The organism is Geobacillus sp. Sah69, assembly GCF_001414205.1.
Lineage (GTDB): Bacteria > Bacillota > Bacilli > Bacillales > Anoxybacillaceae > Geobacillus > Geobacillus stearothermophilus.
Window position 1 is genome coordinate 26,377 of the sequence record NZ_LLKS01000040.1, and the last position, 17,585, is coordinate 43,961.

17 protein-coding genes and 5 pseudogenes are annotated in these 17,585 nt (G+C 53.8%); 16 read left to right on the forward strand and 6 right to left on the reverse strand.

Annotated features, from left to right (window positions below):
• Window positions 1-33: 33 nt before the first annotated feature.
• The gene (gene rnz / locus AP057_RS10680; protein WP_055358717.1) at window positions 34-957 is read left to right on the forward strand and encodes a ribonuclease Z; all 924 of its coding nucleotides are present in this window, start codon (window positions 34-36) and stop codon (window positions 955-957) included.
• Here rnz and namA read toward each other — a convergent pair.
• Window positions 954-1,976 carry an NADPH dehydrogenase NamA gene (namA, locus tag AP057_RS10685; RefSeq protein ID WP_033016477.1) on the reverse strand — a complete coding sequence of 341 codons (1,023 nt, stop codon included), beginning with the start codon at window positions 1,974-1,976 and terminating at the stop codon, window positions 954-956. The genes rnz and namA overlap by 4 nt on opposite strands.
• A 139-nt stretch (window positions 1,977-2,115) precedes the next feature.
• A complete protein-coding gene (proI, locus tag AP057_RS10690) occupies window positions 2,116-2,955 on the reverse strand; it encodes a pyrroline-5-carboxylate reductase ProI (protein WP_049625499.1) in 840 nt (279 codons plus the stop codon).
• A 509-nt stretch (window positions 2,956-3,464) separates the two neighbouring features.
• Here proI and AP057_RS10695 point away from each other — a divergent pair.
• Both AP057_RS10695 and AP057_RS10700 read left to right on the forward strand, forming a co-directional pair.
• A pseudogene (locus AP057_RS10695) lies at window positions 3,465-3,995 on the forward strand (MBL fold metallo-hydrolase); the annotation flags it as partial.
• Between the two features lie 59 nt (window positions 3,996-4,054).
• Window positions 4,055-4,843 carry an SDR family oxidoreductase gene (locus AP057_RS10700; RefSeq protein WP_049626761.1) on the forward strand — a complete coding sequence of 263 codons (789 nt, stop codon included), beginning with the start codon at window positions 4,055-4,057 and terminating at the stop codon, window positions 4,841-4,843.
• 126 nt (window positions 4,844-4,969) lie between these two features.
• Here AP057_RS10700 and AP057_RS10705 read toward each other — a convergent pair whose 3' ends face one another.
• On the reverse strand, window positions 4,970-5,167 hold the full coding sequence (locus AP057_RS10705; protein WP_049626760.1) for a YqzH family protein: 198 nt from the start codon (window positions 5,165-5,167) through the stop codon (window positions 4,970-4,972).
• 15 nt (window positions 5,168-5,182) lie between these two features.
• A complete protein-coding gene (locus AP057_RS10710; protein ID WP_047818654.1) occupies window positions 5,183-5,401 on the reverse strand; it encodes a CDGSH iron-sulfur domain-containing protein in 219 nt (72 codons plus the stop codon).
• 84 nt (window positions 5,402-5,485) lie between these two features.
• On the opposite strand from AP057_RS10710, the gene AP057_RS10715 reads away from it, so the two are divergent.
• The 12 genes and pseudogenes from AP057_RS10715 to AP057_RS10775 form a co-directional block, all read left to right on the forward strand.
• Window positions 5,486-5,830: an iron-sulfur cluster biosynthesis family protein gene (locus AP057_RS10715; protein ID WP_033016481.1), complete on the forward strand. Its 345-nt coding sequence runs from the start codon at window positions 5,486-5,488 to the stop codon at window positions 5,828-5,830.
• Window positions 5,820-6,059 carry a YqkC family protein gene (locus AP057_RS10720; protein ID WP_033009050.1) on the forward strand — a complete coding sequence of 80 codons (240 nt, stop codon included), beginning with the start codon at window positions 5,820-5,822 and terminating at the stop codon, window positions 6,057-6,059. Before AP057_RS10715 ends, AP057_RS10720 begins: the two co-directional genes overlap by 11 nt.
• 270 nt (window positions 6,060-6,329) lie before the next feature.
• On the forward strand, window positions 6,330-6,572 hold the full coding sequence (locus AP057_RS10725; protein WP_033009052.1) for a YqkE family protein: 243 nt from the start codon (window positions 6,330-6,332) through the stop codon (window positions 6,570-6,572).
• 15 nt (window positions 6,573-6,587) lie between these two features.
• Window positions 6,588-6,941: a hypothetical protein gene (locus AP057_RS17535; RefSeq protein WP_049626759.1), complete on the forward strand. Its 354-nt coding sequence runs from the start codon at window positions 6,588-6,590 to the stop codon at window positions 6,939-6,941.
• A gap of 45 nt (window positions 6,942-6,986) precedes the next feature.
• Entirely contained in the window at window positions 6,987-8,234 is a 1,248-nt protein-coding gene (locus AP057_RS10735) for an RNA-guided endonuclease TnpB family protein (RefSeq protein WP_055358719.1), read from the forward strand.
• 63 nt (window positions 8,235-8,297) lie between these two features.
• A pseudogene (locus tag AP057_RS10740) lies at window positions 8,298-9,167 on the forward strand (aldehyde dehydrogenase family protein); the annotation flags it as partial.
• A gap of 421 nt (window positions 9,168-9,588) precedes the next feature.
• Window positions 9,589-10,763 (forward strand): annotated as a pseudogene (locus tag AP057_RS10750) (iron-containing alcohol dehydrogenase).
• A gap of 222 nt (window positions 10,764-10,985) precedes the next feature.
• Window positions 10,986-11,385: pseudogene (locus tag AP057_RS10755) on the forward strand (acyl-CoA thioesterase).
• Between the two features lie 18 nt (window positions 11,386-11,403).
• Window positions 11,404-11,808: a DnaA N-terminal domain-containing protein gene (locus tag AP057_RS10760; protein WP_014195972.1), complete on the forward strand. Its 405-nt coding sequence runs from the start codon at window positions 11,404-11,406 to the stop codon at window positions 11,806-11,808.
• A 354-nt stretch (window positions 11,809-12,162) separates the two neighbouring features.
• Complete coding sequence (gene nirB / locus AP057_RS10765; RefSeq protein WP_055358720.1) at window positions 12,163-14,589, forward strand: nitrite reductase large subunit NirB; 2,427 nt, start codon at window positions 12,163-12,165, stop codon at window positions 14,587-14,589.
• Between the two features lie 221 nt (window positions 14,590-14,810).
• Window positions 14,811-15,113: a nitrite reductase small subunit NirD gene (nirD, locus tag AP057_RS10770; RefSeq protein WP_049626735.1), complete on the forward strand. Its 303-nt coding sequence runs from the start codon at window positions 14,811-14,813 to the stop codon at window positions 15,111-15,113.
• Between the two features lie 11 nt (window positions 15,114-15,124).
• Window positions 15,125-16,326: pseudogene (locus tag AP057_RS10775) on the forward strand (molybdopterin-dependent oxidoreductase); the annotation flags it as partial.
• A 172-nt stretch (window positions 16,327-16,498) separates the two neighbouring features.
• On the opposite strand, the gene AP057_RS17540 reads toward AP057_RS10775, so the two are convergent.
• Both AP057_RS17540 and AP057_RS16405 read right to left on the reverse strand, forming a co-directional pair.
• Window positions 16,499-16,636, reverse strand: coding sequence for a hypothetical protein (locus tag AP057_RS17540; RefSeq protein WP_011231352.1), 138 nt, complete (start codon window positions 16,634-16,636; stop codon window positions 16,499-16,501).
• Complete coding sequence (locus tag AP057_RS16405) at window positions 16,596-16,811, reverse strand: Fur-regulated basic protein FbpA (protein WP_082432207.1); 216 nt, start codon at window positions 16,809-16,811, stop codon at window positions 16,596-16,598. Before AP057_RS16405 ends, AP057_RS17540 begins: the two co-directional genes overlap by 41 nt.
• A gap of 180 nt (window positions 16,812-16,991) precedes the next feature.
• Between AP057_RS16405 and AP057_RS10780 the strand changes: the two genes are divergently transcribed.
• A complete protein-coding gene (locus tag AP057_RS10780) occupies window positions 16,992-17,297 on the forward strand; it encodes a MerR family transcriptional regulator (RefSeq protein WP_047818455.1) in 306 nt (101 codons plus the stop codon).
• The last annotated feature ends 288 nt before the right edge of the window (window positions 17,298-17,585 follow it).

Below are 17,585 nucleotides of genomic sequence, written 5' to 3' on the forward strand. Positions count from 1 at the left end.
GCCATATTGAGCGAGAAAAAGGAGTGAAGCGCGTTGGAACTGTTGTTTTTAGGCACGGGTGCCGGCGTGCCGGCCAAAGAGCGCAACGTATCGTCCGTCGCCCTGCAGCTGCTTGGTGAACGCGGGGCGACATGGCTGTTTGACTGCGGCGAAGCGACGCAGCATCAAATTTTGCATACCGCCATTCGCCCGCGCCGCATCGAGCATATTTTTATTACGCACTTGCATGGCGACCATTTGTTTGGATTGCCTGGACTGCTAGGCAGCCGTTCGTTTCAAAGCGGCGAGACGCCGCTTACGGTCTTCGGCCCAAAAGGCATTCGCGCGTTTGTCGAAACGGCCCTTGCCGTCAGCGGGACAAAGCTCCGCTATGAACTGAACATTGCGGAGATCGATGAGGGCGTCATTTTTGACGATGAACGGTTTTCCGTCATCGCCAAACGGCTCGATCACGGCATGCCGTCATACGGTTTCCGCGTCGTTGAAAAAGATTTGCCCGGCCCGCTCTTGGTCGAGCGATTGCAAGCACTCGGCGTCCGCCCCGGCCCGATTTATCAAGAAATTAAGCAAGGAAAAACGGTCGTGCTGGATGACGGCACGGTCATCGACGGGCGCGAATTTGTCGGGCCGCCGCAAAAGGGGAGAATCGTCGCCGTGTTGGGCGATACCCGTTTTTGCGAAGCGGCGATTGAACTCGCCCGCGATGCCGATGTCGTCGTCCACGAGGCGACGTTTGCCGCGGCGGAACAGCGGCTGGCCCATGACTATTTCCATTCCACGACCACAGACGCAGCCGAGGTGGCGAGGCGGGCCGGGGCGAAGCGGCTTATTTTGACCCATATCAGCTCTCGCTACCAAGGTGAGGCGGCGCTGCAGCTCGTCGCCGAGGCGCGGAAGGTGTTTCCGAACACCGATCTTGCCGCTGATTTCGCCTCGTTTTCGATCCCGCGCGGTTAAAACCGCCAGCCGCGCTCATATTGGACGGGCGCCGAGATTTTTGCGCCCAGCTCTCTCGCCGCGGCGTATGGCCAATACGGGTTGCGCAGCAGCTCGCGCCCCAAAAAGACGAGATCGGCGCGGCCGTTTTGCAAAATTTCTTCCGCTTGCCAGCCGGACGTAATGAGGCCGACAGCGCCGGTCGGGATGTCTGCTTCACGGCGGATCAGTTCGGCAAACGGCACTTGGTAGCCGGGATAGACGTTCATGCGCGCCGGAACAATAGCGCCGGAGCTGACATCGACGAGGTCGACTCCTTGTTCTTTCATCCGCTTGGCGTATGGGACATAGTCTTTGGCCGTCAGCCCGTCCGGATGGTAGTCGGACGCCGAGATGCGGACAAAAAGCGGTCCGTCCCACACCTCGCGAACAGCGTCGATCACCTCGCCCAAGAAACGGTAACGGTTTTCCGGAGAGCCGCCGTACTCGTCTTGGCGCCGGTTGGAGAGCGGCGATAAAAATTCGTTAATGAGGTAGCCGTGGGCGGCATGGATTTCAATGACGTCAAAGCCGGCTTCCTTCGCGCGCCGTGCGCCGTTTTGGAACGCTTGCACCGTTTCTTCAATGTCGGCTTTCGTCATTTCTTTTGGCGTCGGCGACGAATCATCAAACGGGACGGCTGACGGAGCGATGATCTCTCCCGGCACTTGCGATTTTCTCCCCGCATGGGCAAGCTGGATGCCGATGGCCGCCCCATGCTCTTTCACAAGCCCAACGAGTTCGCGAAGCCCGGCGATATGGTCATCGCTCCAAATGCCTAAGTCGCGTTCAGAAATGCGACCTTGCGGCGTCACGCCGGTCGCTTCAACGATAATCAAGCCGACTTGGCCGACAGCGCGAGCCGGGTAGTGGATTTTATGCCACGTGCGTACGGCGCCGTCTTTCGTGTCGCACGAATACATGCACATCGGCGACATGACAATTCGGTTTTTCAGCGTCAGCCCGCGGATTGTATACGGCGAAAACAATACCGTGTTCATGACAAGCAGCTCCTTTCTAGGCCGATGAGTGGTTCATGACTGATGATAGCACGCTGCTTATCAAAAACAAAATAAAACGGATTGTCGCCGTGTTCGGGCTAGGCGGGAAAAGGAGCGGCGCGCTCCGGAGGTCCGCTCTTTACGCTTCGGCGATGGCAGAGAGAAGAGCGCTGCCGAGCTCTTCGGAGCGGGCCGTCGCCCGGCGGATGCAGGCGATGACCGCTTCTTGGAACCGGTATTGCTCAAGCACGCCAATGCCGGCTTCGGTCGTGCCGCCTGGGCTCGTGACTTCACGGCGCAGGACGGATGGGTGCTTGTCGGACGCTTTTAGCATCTCGGCTGCGCCGATGATCGTTTGCAAAATGAGCCGTTTGGCGACATCTCGCTCAAGGCCGATGTCGGCCGCCGCTTTTTCCATCGCTTCGACCAAGTAATACACATACGCCGGACCGCTCCCGGACAGGCCGGTGACCGCATGCAAGTCGCGCTCCGGCACAACAGCGACGATGCCGACCGTTTCAAACAGCTGTTTGGCGACCTCAAGATGTTCTTTCGCGGCGAAGCGGCCGCCGGCGATGGCGGTCGCTGATAAGCCGACGGCGGCGGATGTGTTTGGCATGGCGCGCACGACAGGGATGTTGCGTCCAGCGAGCCGTTCGATCGTCTCGGTCGTGATGCCCGCGAGCAGTGAAAGAATGAGCTGATGGGCGCGGAGGGTCGGTGCGATGGCGTTCATCGCTTCGACGACGTCTTTCGGCTTCATCGCCAAAATGACGATATCCGCTTGTTTGACGGCTTCTTGCGCGCAACCTGCCGTGCAAACACCGTATTGGCGCGCCAGCTCCTCAAGCCGAGCGCGGTTTTGTCGGTTGGCGACGACAATGTGCGCCGGATGGCAAAACGCTTTCGTCATGCCGGCGATGAGCGATTCCGCCATCGAGCCGGCGCCGATGAGCGCGATCGATCGTTCGTTGTTCATCATTCCACTCCTCCTTGCCTTGGTGTATCCATCCAAAAGAGAAAGGTTTCCCGTCCTGCAAAAGGACGGAAAACCTTCGTTTCCGCGGTACCACCTTTTTTGGCCCGATTTGGCCCAAGCGCCAAACAGGCCCGACTCTGCCCCGATAACGCCGGGGAGGCGTTTAGGTTGGCCTAACAGCTCCTAGGGTAGGTTCAACCGCAAAGAGGGCCGCAAAGCCTTCCAGCCGCGGGCTTCGCTCTCTGGTGCCGTTTGCGGTTTACTGGCCCTGTTCATCGCCGGTTTGCCGTATCCGTGATGTTATTAGTCATTATGCCGCGGGACAGGTGCTGTTGTCAAGAGAGGAGAGCGAATTTTTTTGCAATTTCGTCGTGCGGAAGAAAAAGGCATGACAAATGGATGAAATCGATGTAAACTGTAAAATAAAATATAATGAATAACTATTCATTTTGACTGATGAAACGGTTCGAACGGGATGGTTCATGAACTTGAGGAAAGAAGGGAACGCAATGAACGAGGAACGAGTGTATCGGATCACGGTGCCGACGCCGTTTCCGGTCGGCGATGTGCATATGTACGTGATCGCCAGCGATCGGTTGACGCTGGTCGATGCCGGAGTGAAAACAGAGGAAGCATGGCAGCTGTTTGTGAAGCAGCTTGGCGAGGTCGGTTATGCGCCAGAGGATATTGAACAAATCGTCATTACTCACCATCATCCGGATCATGTCGGCTTGCTTGATTATGTTCCGCATGCGCCGATCATCGGCCATCCGAAAGCGGATCCGTTTTTGCGCCGCGAACGTTCGTTTATGGAGCGGTACGTCCAATTTTTTCAGGAATTTTTTACGGAATGCGGCGTCGACCGCCGTTTGTTCAGTCAGCTGTCCAAAGAAGGCGGATCGCTTCGCTACGCAAGCCGGCGCGGGCTTGACATCATGGTGACGGAAGGGGACGCGGTGCCGGGGATGCCCGGGTGGCAGGTCATCGAAACGCCGGGGCATGCGCAAAGCCATATCGCCCTCTACCGCGAGGCGAACGGGTATGTGACGAAAAAGCAGGAAGCCGGCCGATACGTCTACGAAGCGGCGGGGGTGTCGGTGTGCGGCTGAAGGGGCGCCATGTCGTCATTACCGGAGCGTCGGGAGGAATTGGCGAGCAAATCGCCTATGAAGCGGCGCGCCAAGGGGCGGTGCCGGTTCTCTTGGCGCGCAGTGAAGAAAGGCTGAAAGAAGCGAGCGCGCGGATCGAAGCGCAAACCGGTATTCGCGCCCCGTATGCATTGCTTGATGTCAGCGACCGCGGCATGATCGAGGCGGTTGTTTCCCAGCTCATTGCGGATCTTGGCGCGATCGATGTGTTGGTCAACAACGCCGGGTTTGGCGTCTTTCGCTATGTCGAGGACATCGACTTGGATGAAATGGAGAGGATGTTTGCCGTCAACGTCTTCGGCCTCATCGCCTGTACGAAGGCGGTGTATTCGCATATGAAAGAGAGAGGAAGCGGTCATATTATCAACATTGCGTCGCAAGCCGGCAAAATCGCGACGCCGAAGTCGAGCGTCTATTCCGCGACGAAACATGCCGTCATCGGCTTTACTGACAGCCTTCGCCTCGAGGCGGGGCGCTTTGGCATTTTTGTCACGGCCGTCAATCCGGGGCCGGTGGAGACGAACTTTTTTTCAACCGCTGATGAATCGGGAGAGTATGTGCGCAACGTGTCGCGTTGGATGCTGCGCCCGGAGGCGGTGGCGAAGCGTGTGGTCGACGTGATGATGACGCCGACGCGCGAAGTGAACATGCCGCGTTGGATGGATCTCGGCAGCCGGCTGTATCGCCTTGCGCCGAGTTTGGTGGAAAAGGTGGCGAAAGGGGCGTTTTTCCAAAAGTAAGCGAGGGTGTCCCAAATATAAGGGGCACCCTTTCTGATCATCGTCTAGACGCGCGAAACGCCTTTCCTCTTCTTGAAGAAAGATGGCCTTTGGGGCCAACCCCGTGTTCGTTTGACACGAGCCGGGTCAAGCGCTGGTGATGAACCGGTAGACGGCGTCATGGACAAGTTCATACATGTCCGCGTTTGGCTGCCTCTCTTTGGCGGCGGCAATGCGGGCGCAAAGCTCGTGCCAGTCGTCTTCGCCAAGCGGCATCATGTCATCATCATAGCCATAATGCCGCAGGCAGTTGCGCACTTGTTTTTGCAGCCATCGTTCGTCCATCGGCTTCTCACCGCCTTATTGTTTATCCGTTTCCGGCAAAGGGGCGCGGACGACCGATTGGAATCGGCCTTTATGTGAACCGTCGCAAAACGGTTTATTGTTCGACAGCCCACAACGGCAGAGCGAAAACGTTTGTTTGGTCACAAACGGCTTTCCTTCTCCATCGAGCAGTTCCACATCGCCGGTGACGCGCAGCGAACCGTTGTCATTCACTTTGATTTGCACGTTTGCCATCGCTTGTTCCTCCTTTGCTTTGACAGTTTCGCGTGTTGGCAGGTAAAATGAAAAAGAAAATCAATAAGGAAAAAGGAGTCAAGCATGAGTGTATCGATCACGTTTACGGATGCAGCCAAACGAGCGCTTGCCTCTATTGTAGCGCAATCCGAGCGGCAGTTAAAGCTGGCGTTTGACACGGACGGCTGCGGCTGTTTGGTCGACGGCGTGCCGGTGCTATGGCTTGTCGACAAGGCCGATGACGATGATTTGGCCGTCGAGACGAATTTCGTGCCGGTGCTCGTGGAACGGTCGCGCCTTATCTTTTTTGATGAAGCGATGACGATTGACGTCAAGCCGGGAACAACCGTTTTTCAGCTCAAAAGCCTAGGGCAAACGTTGAATGGTCATATGCCGCTTGTTGAGGTGAAATCCGGCGATGAACGGTAAGTTAGAGCAGCTCGCAAAGACGGCGAAGCAAAAAACATGGGTGTCGTTCACCCATGAAAACGATCCGTACAGCTTGCTTCATTGGTCGGTCGCCGGCCCGTATCATGAGGCGAAAGACGTCTGGCTGCTGCAAAACGAAATGACGTTTGAAACGAAAGAGTTTCCGACGCTGGAGGCGGCCATTGCTTGGCTTGGTGAGCATATGCCGCACATCACCGAAGTGTTGTAAAGGGGACGCCCTGAAAGCCGATTTGGGCTGCAGGGCGCCCCTTTTGATAAAAGCTGCATCGTCCATGTTGCGGTTATTGAGGACTGTTTTGCCGCTTGGTCGGGTGGATTGCTTTTTCCAATTCTTCTTTTGCGATCACCGGCTTGACCGTATCAGCGGATGGTTTCCCTTTTTGGGCGCGGTTTTTCGCCATCCATCATCTCTCCTTTTCTTTGTCGTGTAGTTGTATCGTTTGACAAATGAACGATTGTTATGCAAGGGGGGGCGGACATGATGAAGAAGATCGGGCGAAAAAAAGAGCAAGGGACGGAGGCTTTGACGATCGCCGACCGGCTTGGCGCCGCGGTGGAAGCGAAGCTGCTTGAGAAAAAGCGCGCACTTGCCGAGGAAGAAGCGCGGAGGCGAGCGGCAGAGGAAGCGCGGCGCCGCGAGGAAGCGCGCCGCCGTGAGGAACAGAAATCGTTTGCCGAGCTGCTTGAGGAAAGCGAGCTAGACTGGCGGAAATTTAAGTAGCGGAGGGGATGGACGATGAAATCGAATGCGGCAGCGACGCGCCCCTCTTCTTTTCCATTCTGGACGGCTGGAGCAGTCGTCGCGTTGGCCGTCAATTTGCGCGCGCCGCTTACGACGGTCGGCCCGCTCGTCGCAAATGAGCGGCCGCACGTACCGAACGAGAGCCCGTATGCGGCCGTCAACGGCCGCCGGGCTCTCGATTTGTTTGCATTTTTTGGCTCGATCTATTTTTCAGCAAGGCATGTCGGCTTTCTTTCCGCTCCTTTGGTTTTTATCTTAATTAGGCGAGAAGACTCCCACTTCAACGAAGCGAAGCGGAGTAAGTGGGAGATGAATCGCCTTAACTATATTTTGCTGAAAATAGGATAGATTCAGTAAAATATAGTATAATATAGTTAGATGGGAGGTGAAAACATGTATTTTTGTATCAAACAACAGCTAAATGGTTTGACCAAAGAAGAATACTTGACTCTTCGAGAACTGTGCCATATTGCCAAGAACATGTACAACGTCGGATTGTACAATGTCAGACAATACTATTTTGAACACAAGGAATTTCTTAATTATGAGAAAAATTATCATCTTGCMAAAACTAACGAAAACTATAAGCTGTTAAACAGCAACATGGCACAGCAAATTTTAAAAAAGGTCAATGAAGCCTTTAAATCTTTCTTTGGTTTGATCAGTCTTGCCAAACAAGGAAAATATGACYACAAGGCTATCAGTATTCCAAAATATCTTAAAAAAGATGGCTTTCATTCACTGATCATTGGCCAGATTCGTATAGACGGCAACAAATTCACGATACCGTATTCTCGCCTATTTAAAAAGACTCACAAGCCTATCACGATAACGATTCCGCCTGTGTTACTGGACAAAAAGATTAAGCAGATTGAAATCATTCCTAAGCATCATGCCAGGTTCTTTGAGATTCAGTACAAATATGAAATGCCTGAAGATCAAAGAGAATTAAATGACCAAAAAGCACTGGCAATTGATTTAGGATTAAACAATGTTGCCACTTGTGTCACATCAGACGGCAGATCATTCATCATTGATGGGCGGAGATTAAAAAGTATCAATCAATGGTTTAACAAAGAAAATGCCAGACTTCAAAGCATAAAAGATAAGCAAAAAATCAAAGGCACCACTCGTAAACAGGCTTTGCTTGCTATGAATCGCAATAATAAAGTGAATGATTATATCAACAAGACTTGCCGTTACATCATTAACTACTGTATTGAAAATCAAATTGGCAAACTTGTCATTGGCTATGCGGAAACATGGCAACGCAATATTAATCTAGGAAAAAAGACAAATCAAAACTTTGTCAATATTCCTCTCGGTAACATAAAAGAAAAACTAGAATATCTTTGTRAATTTTACGGCATTGAATTCTTGAAACAGGAAGAATCMTATACGTCTCAAGCCAGCTTTTTTGACGGCGATGAGATTCCTGAATATAATGCCGACAATCCAAAAGAATATAAGTTCAGCGGCAAACGTATTAAGCGCGGCTTGTATCGAACAAAGTCTGGCAAACTAATTAATGCTGATGTCAATGGCGCATTAAACATCTTAAAGAAAAGTAAAGCTGTAGACCTGAGTGTCTTATGCTCTAGCGGCGAAGTGGACACGCCTCAAAGAATAAGGATTGCTTGAAGCAGTCAAACTTCTTTGGAAGCCCCCACTTCAAATTTTCGCTAGAAAATTAAGTGGGGGTAGTTCACTGCCGAACTGTTCGAAAAAGCCGGTTTGCCGAAAGGGGCGCTCAACGTCGTCACCGGAAGCGGCCGCACGGTCGGCGACAAAATCGTCACCGACCCGCGCATCAGCATGATCACCTTCACCGGCAGCCCGGAAGTCGGCATCGCGATCCGCAATAAAGCTGGCTTAAAGCGGGTGACGCTCGAGCTCGGCTCGAACTCGGCCGTGATCGTCGATGAACAGGTCGATCTTGACCGCATCATCCCGCGCTGCGTGTTCGGTGCGTTCACGTTCCAAGGGCAGGTGTGCATTTCACTCCAGCGCATTTACGTGCATGAGAATCGTTATGACGAGTTCGTCGAAAAATTTGTCGCCGCCGCGAAACAGTTGAAAACAGGCGACCCGTTGGATCCAACCACCGATGTATCCGCCTTGATTACGCCAAACGATGTCGACCGGGCGCTCTCTTGGATCGAGGAGGCGAAACAAGGCGGCGCAAACGTCGTCCTCGGCGGCGAGCGCGACGGCAATATCTTGCTTCCGACGGTCATTGTGGACGCCGAACCGACGATGAAAGTGTCTTGCCAAGAAGTGTTCGCCCCGATCGTCTTGATCAACCGCGTCCGTTCGATCGATGAAGCCATTGAACTGGTCAATGACTCGCGCTACGGCTTGCAGGCGGGCATCTACACCGACAACGTCCATACCGCGTGGAAAGCGGCGAAACAACTGCACGTTGGCGGCGTGTTGATTAACGACATCCCGACGTTCCGCGTCGACCATATGCCGTACGGCGGCGTGAAAGAAAGCGGGTTTGGCCGCGAGGGGATCCGCTATGCGATCGAGGAAATGACGGAGTTGAAATTGATTATTTTTAACCAGAATTAAGCGGGATGAGAAGAGATTGGAGTAAAGTTTGTTCCTAAAATTCTAGAAGAATAGTTGCGCAGCCTTGGAGAGAGTGGCACTCCAAGGCTGTATGTTTAAGCATGCTTTTCCAGAATATATCCCCAACGGTTCGAGGCGAGAACAGACAGGTGGTATTGATGCTCGAGCTGTTTGCTGAACCATGCTTTTTTCACGAGAAGCAGGCTTCGGCTTGTATGCAAGAACGTTTTCAGTCCTCCGTGCCGAGGTTTGAGGTCATTCGCAAGCTCTGCTGTCAAGACCGCATTTTGCGGCCAGCGACCTTTCTCGCGCAACGGATGGGGCTTCTCGGGTAATTTGGTTTGGTCATGATGCAGAACAATTTAGCCAATTTCGCAAATCCACAGAAGGATACTACGAATGAAAGAAAGGGGCAGTATTGATGACCGCATCCCGCATCGTCTTTCCGCCGCTCAGCTATGTCGGCTGGGGGGGCGCTTACGCAGTTGGTTCCAGAAGTAAAAAGGCTTGGGGGTACACACGTGTTGGTGATCACCGATCCAGCGCTTGAAAAACTCGGTCTCGTCGAGCAAGTGGCATCTCCGCTCCGGCAAGCAGGGTGCAGCGTGCATGTGTATACGGATGTTGTGCCGGAGCCGCCGCTTGAAACGGGGGAAAAGGCGGTGGCGTTTGCCCGCGGCGGAGAGTTTGATCTCGTCATCGGGGTCGGCGGCAGCGCGATGGATTTGGCGAAACTGGCCGCTGTTTTGGCCGTGCATAAAGGTTCGGTCGCCGATTATTTAAACTTGACGGGGACGAGAACGCTTGAGAAAAAAGGATTGCCGAAAATATTGATTCCGACGACATCAGGCACCGGGTCGGAGGTGACGAACATCTCCGTCTTGTCGCTAGACACGACGAAAGATGTCGTGACGCATGACTATTTGTTGGCGGATGTGGCGATCGTCGACCCGCAGCTTACGGTTTCCGTCCCGCCGCGGGTGACGGCGGCGACTGGGATCGATGCGCTCACCCATGCGGTCGAGGCGTACGTGTCGGTCAATGCGAGCCCGACGTCGGACGGCTTGGCGCTTCAGGCGATGCGCCTCATTGCGCAAGGCGGTGGAACATGGAGCGGACCAACAGGCGCGCATCGATATGGCGAACGGCAGCTACCTGGCTGGGTTGGCGTTTTTCAACGCCGGCGTGGCGGGCGTGCATGCGCTTGCGTATCCGCTCGGCGGACAGTTTCATATCGCCCATGGCGAATCAAATGCTGTGCTCTTGCCGTATGTGATGGGCTACATTCGCCAAAGCTGCACGAAACGAATGGCTGATATCTTAAACGCCCTCGGCGGCAACTCGAGCTTTTTATCAGAGGAGGAGGCGTCGCACCGCTGCGTCGAGGAGCTTGAGCGCCTCGTCGCCGATGTCGGCATTCCGAAGACGCTCAGCGGTTTTGGCATTCCGGAAAGCGCATTAGAAAGTCTGACGAAAGACGCCGTCCAGCAAAAACGGCTGCTCGCCCGCAGCCCGATGCCGCTTTCGGAAGCCGACATCCGCGCGATTTATCAAGCAGCGTTTACAGGGACGATCGTCGAACCGGATAAAGGGTGAGGAGAAACAAACAGGGGCTGCTTCAGGCTCCTGTTTTTTCTTTGGCTGTTGGAAATAGGGTCTCACTTCTCAAGTTGGATCCCCCTTCCGCTCAAGGGGCGACGTTTTTCATGTTTTCTTGATGGTGAAGCAGGAATTTCCACGTCGTGAAGCGAACACATATACATCAGCCGCCGAAATTCGACAAAAGACGATTCCAGTTCTTGTGGAGGAGGGGCGTTCGTGTTTACGACTGTCATTACGCCGCGCGTGTCAGAAACGGACGGAGTCGGCCATAAACAATACGACAGTGCCCGTTTGGTTTGAAGCAGGGCGGCATGAAATTTTCAAGCTGTTTACACCTGACTTGTCATTCAAACGTTGGCGGATGGTGATCATCCGCATGGAGGTTGACTACGTCAACCAACTGTATTATGGGCAAGATGTGACTGTGTATACCGGCATTGGGCGCATCGGCAACACAAGCCTCACGATTTATGAAGAAATCCACCAAAACGGGGTGGTGTGCGCGAAAGGGCGGGCGGTGTATGTCAATTTCAATTTTGACACCGGGCGGCCTGAACCGATTCCGGATGACATTCGGGCGAAATTGCGCGAACATGTATGGCAGCCAGGCGAGTAGACGAAAGGAGGTGAGTGTGTGAAGGAGCACCATCTTTGGGAACAAGTGAAAACGAAGCTTGCGCAAAAGCTGCCCGGCCCGTCGTTTGACACGTGGTTTGCCTCGACGTCGGCGACGGTGGATGACGATTGGCTCATCATTGAATGCCTCAACGACATTCAATGTGAATGGCTGCAAACAAGATACGGCGAACTCATCAGTGAAACCGTCCGCGAAGTGTTCGGCCGCGAGATGCGCATCTTCGTCTCTGTCCACGGCGAGCGGCAGAAAATCGAAGAGCGGCTCGAACAGCGATTCGGCGCTCCGATGACCTTCCGTCAATACGTCACCCGCCTTGAGCGGCAGATGGAGGAGCTGGAGCGGCGCATTGACCACTACGCGCGCATTATCGATGAATTGCTGGAATCCCGTCCGATTCACTGATGATCCCCTTAACGAGTAAACCTCCAACAAGAAGCGGCCTCCGCTCCATCAAGCGGAAGGTCGCTTTTTTATGGTTATAAAAAAGTTACATTTTTCGACAAATACGTATATTAATCTGATTTTTTATTTTTATATGATTATTATGTTTCTTGTTAAAATTGTGTTATATAATCTTACAAAAAAATGCATGCTTCATGTTTGACGTGATATGATGGGCACAGCCAAGGCAAAGGGGAAATTGTGAGGGTGATGCGAACAAAAACAGTCGGATTATGGGAGCTGCTGGTGATGACGATCCGACTTTGGCTGCATCGATGACGATAAACAAAGTAACGAAGATGGAGGGATGGCGACGTGAGACGAAAACTCGTGTTAATCGGCAACGGCATGGCGGGGGTTCGCTGCGTCGAGGAGATTTTAAAACTTGACCGCGAGGCGTTTGAGATCACGATTTTTGGCAGCGAACCGCATCCGAACTATAACCGCATTTTATTGTCGGAGGTGCTGCAAGGAGATACGCGTCTTGATGACATTACGTTGAACAGTTGGGAATGGTACGAACGAAACGGTATTCAGCTGTTTGTCGGCGAAACGGTGACGGAAGTCGACATCAAGCGGCGGCTTGTCCGGACCGACCGTGGGCGGGTAGTCGAATACGATGAATTGATTTTCGCGACAGGGTCGAATCCGTTTATCTTGCCGGTGCCGGGGGCGGATTTGCCCGGGGTGACGGCGTTTCGCGATATCCAAGATTGCGAGCGGATGATCGAATATGCGAAGACATACAAAAAAGCGGCGGTCATCGGCGGCGGCTTGCTTGGATTGGAGGCGGCGCGCGGGTTGCTTCACTTAGGGATGGATGTCGATGTCATCCATATTTTCGACTATTTGATGGAACGCCAGCTTGACCCGACCGCTTCGAAGCTGCTGCAGCGGGAGCTGGAGAAACAAGGAATGAACTTTTTGCTTCGCAAAGAGACGGCTGAATTGTTCGGCAACGGCCGTGTGGAAGGAGTGCGGTTTAAGGACGGTACGTCCATTGCCGCCGACTTGGTGGTGATGGCGGTCGGCATTCGTCCGAATGTTGATTTAGCGCGGAGAAGCGGCATTGAAGTGAATCGAGGGATCGTTGTCAATGACTACTTGGAAACGAGCGTGCCGCACATTTACGCGGTCGGTGAATGCGCGGAACATCGCGGTGTTGTGTATGGGCTCGTCGCTCCGCTTTATGAGCAGGGGAAAGTGCTGGCAGAGGCGATTTGCGGCCGAAAAGGAAAGCCGTATGAAGGATCGGTCGTTGCGACTCAGCTGAAAGTGTCCGGTGTCGATGTGTTCTCGGCTGGTGAATTTATGGATGGCGAAGGGACGGAGTCGATCAAACTGTATGACGAAGCGCGCTCGGTGTACAAGAAAGTCGTCGTTCGCCAAGGGAAAATCGTTGGGGCGGTGCTGTTTGGCGATACGAGCGAAGGTCGAAAGCTGTTCGATATGATCCAGCGCGGCGATTCGGTTGAGGCGCTCTCGCTGTCGCTGTTTGCCCCAGCCGCTTTAGGCGGGAAGGGAAGCCTTGCGGCGGCGATGGCCGACACCGATGTGGTTTGCGGTTGCAACGGGGTGACAAAAGGCGCGATTTGTCAGGCGATTGCCGAACATGGGCTTAAGACGGTCGCCGAGGTGCGCGACTATACGAACGCGTCTCGCTCGTGCGGCGGATGCAAAGGGCTTGTCGCCGAGCTGCTTGAGCTTATGCTTGGTGAAGAAGCGAACCGGTATGCGGTGAAAGAAACGATCTGCGGCTGCACGGACCTAAGCCGCGAGGAAGTGGTTGCAGCGATCAAAGAAAAGCGGCTGATGACGGTCAAAGAAGTGATGAGTGTATTGGGATGGAAAAACGAGGAAGGGTGTTCGAAATGCCGTCCGGCGCTCAATTATTACCTGGGCATGTTGTATCCGGGCGAGTACGATGAAGAAGCGGAATCGTTGTTTGTCAATGAGCGGCTGCACGCCAACATCCAGGCCGACGGCACGTACTCCGTTGTCCCGCGCATATATGGCGGGGTGACGACAGCCGAACAGCTGCGGAACATCGCTGATGTCGCGGAAAAATACAACGTGCCGATGATTAAGATCACCGGCGGGCAGCGCATTGACTTGCTTGGGGTGAAAAAAGAAGATTTGCCGCGCATTTGGGCCGATCTCGGCATGCCGTCAGGCTACGCCTACGCCAAGGCGCTTCGGACGGTGAAAACGTGCGTCGGCAAGCAGTTTTGCCGCTTTGGGACGCAAGATTCGACCGGGCTTGGCATTCGGATGGAACAAACATTTGAGCGGCTGAAAACGCCGCATAAAGTGAAAATGGCCGTCTCCGCCTGCCCGCGCAACTGTGCGGAATCGGGCATTAAAGATGTCGGCGTCGTCGGCGTCGAGGGCGGATGGGAGATTTATGTCGGCGGCAACGGCGGCACCCATTTGCGTGCAGCTGACTTGCTTTGCACGGTCAAGACGGAAGACGAAGTGATCGAGATGACTGGTGCTTTTTTGCAATATTACCGCGAGTCCGCGCATTATTTGGAACGGACGTCCAAATGGGTCGAGCGCGTCGGGCTTGAGCATATCCGCGAAGTGTTGTTCGATGTGGAAACGCGCCGCGCGCTGCTTGAGCGGCTTCACAAAGCTCTTTCCGCGACAACAGATCCGTGGCGGGACATCGTCGAAAACGAGAGAGTGCAGCAACTGTTGTTCCGCGATATCGGCGACAAAGAGCCGGTGCCGGTGGAATGAAGGGGGATGACGGCGGGCGGAAAAAGTTGATGTTCCGCCGCCTGGATTGATCATGGGTTAGGATCAATGCTGGAACGAAGAGAGGGAAATGATGTCCATCGTCCAGCCGGAAACGAGGTTTTCGTTTGCGAAACGACGATTTTACGTTGTTGTTCATGAAAGTTTGTAAAGGAATGGCCAAACAGGATCAGATATCGATGCAGAGGGAGGACGAAGAGAGGATGAAGGTGGAAGTGGGAACATTGGAACAGCTGCCGAAGCGGCTCGGAAAATGCGTGCGGGTCGGGAATCGTGAGCTGGCGTTGTTCCGGACGAGTGATGATCAAGTATTTGCCGTTGAAAACCGCTGTCCGCATCGAGGAGGCGATTTGTCACAAGGTATTGTGAGCGGCGAGTTTGTGTTTTGTCCGCTCCATGATTGGAAAATTTGCCTGAAAGACGGCCGGGTGCAGGCGCCGGATGAAGGGTGTGTCAAAACGTACCGCGCGGCGGTGAAAGACGGCTTGGTATATGTCGAGCTGTAGGAAGCGGGGGAATGGCGATGACGAACGAATTGCTGCGCTACTTTCGCGCCAAGGAAAAAGAACGGGCGTCGGAAACGGCCGCCGCGACGCAATGTCCGTTTTGCAGCGTCCAGTGCACGCTTCAGCTGGTGGAGGAGCGGATTGTGGAACGGCGCCGCTACAAGGCGGTCCCGACCGACAACCCGACGTCCAACGGCCGCCTTTGTTTAAAGGGGATGAACGCCTGCCAGCACGCTTTGCATCCCGAGCGGCTGTTGGTTCCGCTTGCGAAAGTGGACGGCCGGTTTGTGCGGGTCCGTTGGGAGGAGGCGCTTTCGCTGATCGCGGAACGAATCATCTCCATTCAGAAGGAGATGGAGTCGATGCGTTTGCTGTTTACGGCGGCGGATCCTTGACGAATGAGGAGGCGTATTTGCTCGGGAAATTTGCCCGCGTGGCGCTCAAGACGCGGCACATCGACTACAACGGCCGTTTTTGCATGTCGGCTGCCGCGGCCGCGATGAACGACGCGTTTGGTCTTGACCGCGGGTTGACAAATCCGCTCTCCGACATTCCACTCGCCCAGACGATCATTTTGGCTGGAACCAATGTCGCCGAATGCCAGCCGACGTTGATGCCGTATTTTTATGAAGCGAAGAAGAACGGCGCTTTTATCATCGTGGTGGATCCGCGGGAAACGAAAACGGCGGCGTTGGCGGATCTGCACCTGCCGCTCAAGCCCGGAACGGATGCGGCGCTGGCCGTCGGCATCGGGAAAGTGCTGCTTGACGAAGGATATATCGATGAAGCGTTTGTGCGCGAGCGGACGGTTGGGTTTGTCGAATGGAAACAGCACATAGAAGCAGTGGAGATGGATGAGATCGTCCGGCTGACTGACGTGCCGGAAGAGAAGATTCGCTTGGCGGCGCGAAAGTACGGGGAGGCGGCCGATGCGATCGTGCTCACGGCGCGCGGCTTGGAGCAGCAGACGGACGGCTATGCGGCGGTCAGACAGTGGATCAACGTCGTGCTGGCAACCGGAAACATCGGCCGTCCTGGCTCTGGGTTTGGCTCGATCACCGGACAAGGGAACGGGCAGGGCGGGCGCGAGCATGGACAAAAAGCCGATCAGCTGCCGGGCTACCGAAGCATTGAGCATCCGCAACACCGGCGGTATATCGCAAGCGTATGGGGCGTTGCGCCGGATGAGCTGCCGCGAAAGGGGGTGTCAGCCGTTCTCCGTCGGGAACACAGTCCTTTCTTTAGGTTGACAAAGAGGGGGGTTCGCGGCGTTTCTTAAGTTTTTCCAGCCTTGGCGCTGATTTCGGAAGGATTTCTGTTGAAGAATGAGGGTGAAAAAAGGTGCCCGTGAAGAAATTCAGGGCACTTTCTCATTTGCGATCGTTTTACAATCGATTTTGCAAAAATCGAAGCAGTTCATCTGCTCGGTTGCCGATGAGCGCGATCAGTTGCTCAAACATCGCGTCGCGCTCAAGATCGAGTTCAATGATGCGTTTGGCCAGTTCGAGCGCTTGTTTGTCCATGGCGGCGTCCTCCTTCGATCGTGTGGGCGGGGTGGAATCGTTCGTATTCGCGTCGCAGTTTGGCCATTGTCCATTCTTCAAACCGATCACGGTCAGCGGCTAAGCCGAACCGTACGAGCTGTTCAATATAAAATTGCTTTTTCTTCCGCACGGCGTTTCTCATCCATGTCCCCATTCGATTCCCTCCCTGTTTTTACCTTTACCATACTATCTTTTTCTTCAGTGTACAGCAAATGTGTTAAGTACATTTACAGGAAATTTAAAAAATATGTTAATTTTATTTACAAAAGTTAGCGGGCTAACATCATTTTTTGTATAATTACGTTAGAAAATACAACGAATTGAGGTGAGGAGTATGACAGATCATCCTCAAGAGGATCATTACAAATACAAAAAAGTCATTTCGATCGGTGTCGTCAGCGAGCTGACCGGGCTGTCGCAGCGGCAAATTCGTTATTACGAGGAACGGAAGCTTGTGTTCCCTGACCGTTCGAAAGGCATCCGCAAATATTCGTTCGCCGATGTGGAGCAGTTGATGAAAATTGCCAATCAGCGCGAGGAAGGGGTGTCGACGTGGGAAATCCGTCAGGAAATGACGAAAGAGCTGCGTGAGCGGATGTTGAAAGGGCAAATGAATGCGCATTTTCGGATGCGTTCCTAGGAGCGCGGTCAGATTCGAATTTTGGATGCATCCCCTGCTTGGAAGCAAAGCATGCGGAAAACCGCCTGGCCGTGTGCCAACAGGATGTAAACACAGTGGCGTTTGTCCAATCATAAGAGCATGGTTGTTTGGCGCGCATAGAGATTCGTGCGCGCTTTTTTTGATAAAGCCTCGAGCAGGGGGCGAAATGGAACTGGACCTCAGTACGCGCGTCTCCCGACTGGTCATGTAGCCATCTTTTCTCCTTTTTTCTCCATATTATAATGCCGCTCGATCGATTCCATAATG